This window comes from Pseudomonas fluorescens (assembly GCF_902497625.1).
In the GTDB taxonomy this organism is placed as follows: Bacteria; Pseudomonadota; Gammaproteobacteria; order Pseudomonadales; family Pseudomonadaceae; genus Aquipseudomonas; species Aquipseudomonas fluorescens_BQ.
On sequence record NZ_CABVGX010000091.1, the window covers coordinates 1 to 3,308 of the forward strand.

General features: G+C 63.1%; 1 protein-coding gene. It reads right to left on the minus strand.

Annotation, left to right across the window (positions count from 1 at the left end; genetic code table 11):
* A partial coding sequence (locus F8N12_RS27140) for a non-ribosomal peptide synthetase (RefSeq protein ID WP_150583110.1) occupies window positions 1–3,308 on the minus strand: 3,308 nt, incomplete at both ends.

Here is a 3,308-nt window from a genome sequence, read left to right on the forward strand (position 1 = left end):
CCAGCAAATGGTAAGGCCCCTGCGGTTGCGCCTTGATGATTTCGCGGCTGTAGTCGGCAATCATCGCGTCCCAGGTTTGCCCATCGTTCTGTTGCTGATTGAACCCGCGATGCATCACGCCATACACCGATGCCTGGCCCTGAAGTTTTTTCGCCAATGGCTGATAGCAGAACACAATGCCGCCGCTGGGGTGTACGCAAAACAGGTTAGGCGCAGTCGCCGGTGCGGTATTCAGACGGACCACGCACTGGCTCTGTTCGCGATGCTTGCGCGAGATAAACGAGGCCAACGCACCAATGCTCGGATGGGCCAGCAGTTCTTGCAGACGCAGTTCGATATTCAGCCGGGCCTTGAGGGTGGAAATGAACTGGATGGCCAGAATCGAGTGCCCGCCCAGTTCGAAGAAATTATCGCTAACGCCCACCCGCTCGATCCCCAGCGCCTGCTGCCAGAGTTCGGCCAGCGCCTGCTCCAGCGCAGTGGTCGGCGCCACATACGTTTGCCGCCACAGGCTCGCGTCCGGCGTCGGCAATTGCTGGCGGTCGAGTTTGCCGTTGGCATTGAGCGGAAAGTGCTCGAGGAACAGCAGATGGGCCGGCACCATGTAGTCCGGCAACCGTGACCTGAGGTCGCTCAACAAGTGCTCGCGCAGTTCGGCGGTCGCCGGTTCGCGCGGGATCACGTAGCCAACCAGTTGCAGCCCGCTCGGCCCTTCATGGGTCAGTATCGCGCAGTCCTGCACCGCCGGCAGGGCTTGCAGACGCGCCTGGATTTCTCCCGGCTCGATGCGGAAACCGCGAATTTTTACCTGATGGTCGATGCGTCCGGCGTATTCAAGACTCCCGTCGGCGCCATAGCGGGCCAGGTCGCCGGTGCGATACAGACGCCCGCCCGGTTGCCGGGCGTACAGGTCGGGAATGAAGCGGCTGGCGGTCAGATCGCTGCGCTTGAGGTAACCACGGGCGAGGCCCGCGCCGCCGACGTACAACTCACCGACACAGCCCTTGGCGACCGGCTGCAGATACGGGTCGAGCACGTACCACGTCAGGTCGCCAATCGGCACACCGAGCGGGCTGGCCGTCTCCGTTTGAACATCGTCCAGCGACAGCGGCCGGTAGGTCACGTGCACGGTGGTTTCGGTGATGCCGTACATGTTGATCAGCTGCGGCGAGTGATCGCCAAAGCGTTCGAACCACGGGCGCAAGCTCGGCACATCAATGGCTTCGCCGCCAAAGATCACGTAGCGCAGAGCGTGCGTCAACGCTTGTTCCACTGCGCAGGCGACGTGCATCAATTGCTTGAACGCCGAGGGTGTCTGGTTGAGGACGCTGACCTTTTCCGCGCACAGCAGCGCGTACATGTCCGCTGGCGAACGACTCACGGCATGCGGCACGATCACCAGACGGCCACCGTGCAGCAATGCCCCGAAGAGCTCCCACACGGAGAAATCAAAGGCGTAGGAATGAAACAGGCACCAGACATCGGTGTGATTGAAATCAAACCAGTCGGCTGTCGCGTTGAACAGGCGCACCACATTGTGATGGGACAGCAGGGCGCCCTTGGGTTTGCCGGTCGAGCCGGAGGTGTAGATCACGTACGCGAGATTGTCCGGGTGCACCGCGACGTCGGGGTTGTGCTCGTTGTCGCTGGCAGTCTGCTCGATCAGCAGGCAACGTACCTCGGGCGCGAGCAGCAGCTGTTCGCGCAAGTGCGCCTGGGTCACGACCAGGGCGACCCCGCTGTCCTCTATCATGTAGGCCAGGCGATCGGCCGGATACGCCGGGTCCAGCGGCACGTAAGCGCCGCCTGCCTTGAGGATCGCCAACAGGCCGATAATCATCTGCGGCGTGCGCTCCACGGCGAGGCCCACCAACACTTCCGCCCCGACGCCCTCAGCGATCAACCGGTGCGCCAGGCAGTTGGCCTGGCGATTGAGCTCGGCGTAGCTCATCTGCTGGTCGCCGAAACTCAGGGCAATGGCTTCAGCGGCACGCCGGGCCTGGGCTTCGATCAACTGATGCAGACAGTGTTGGCGCGGTATCACGGTAGGCTGACGATTCCAGTCGGCCAGGGTGTGTCGCTGTTCGTCCGCACTCAGCAAGGGCAATTCGCCGAGGGTGCGTTCAGGCGATTGAAGAATGCCTTGCAGCAGATTCTGCCAGTGCCCGGCCATGCGCTCGATCGTAGCGGGTTGGAAGAGGTCACGACTGAACTCGAAGCTGCCGCTCAGGCCTTGTGACGAATAATCGATGTCCAGGGACAGGTCGAATTTTGCCTGGTTTTCTCCGCCATCGAGGAAGTCCAACGTCAGCCCATCCCAGGCGATTGCCGCTGTCTCGGCGCTGCCGGTGCGCCAGTTGAACAACACCTGAAACAGTGAGTGGCCGCTCTGGCTGCCGGGCCGTTGCAGTTGGTCGAGCAGCAGCTCCAGCGGGTAATCGGCATGGTCCATCGCCGCCAGGGACTGGCCGCGCAACTCGTGGAGAAAGTCGACCACCCGCTGGTTCGGATCAAGGCGTACGCGGTACACCTGACTGCTGACAAAGAACCCGACCAATGCCTGGGTGTCGCCGCGATTGCGGTTGGCGTTGGGCACACCGACGGTGAAGTCGTGCTGGTTGCTGTAGCGCCCGAGCAGCAGCTGCCAGGTTGCCAGCGCCACCACGAACGGCGTCAGCCCCTGGCGCTGGCAGAAGGCATTCAAGCGGGCGACCAGACTCGGCGCGAGGGTCCATTGATGACGCCCGGCCAGGTGTTGCTGGTCGGCTGAACGGGCGTGGTCCTGTGGCAGCTCCAGGGCCGGCAGTTCATTGCCGAGGTAGTGGCGCCAGTACTCACCGCTGCGGGTACACGCGGCGCTGTCGAGGTATTCATCGCGTTGCCAGTGCGCGTAATCGGTGTATTGCAGCGGCAGTGGCGGCAGCGGCGAAGGATCGTCAAGGCATGCCTGAGTGTAGGCGCGCAGCAGGTCCTGCATGAGGATGGCGTTGGACCAGGCATCGGAAACGATATGGTGCATGGTCAACAGCAGCACGTGTTGCTGAGCCGCGGTCTTGAGCATCGTCGCGCGGATCAGGGGCGCCTGGGTCAGGTCGAAGGCCTGCGTCGCCTGATCCTCAACGCGCTGGGCCAGGGCCAGTGCCCGCGCCGGCGCTGCAAGTTTCGACAAGTCTTCGTGCTGCAGGGTCAGTCTGGCCTGACGTTCGACCACTTGCCTCGGTTCGCCCTCGAACTCGATGAAGGCGGTGCGCAGGATGTCATGCCGGTCGATGACGCGCCCCAGCGCAGCTTCCAGCGCCGGCACATCC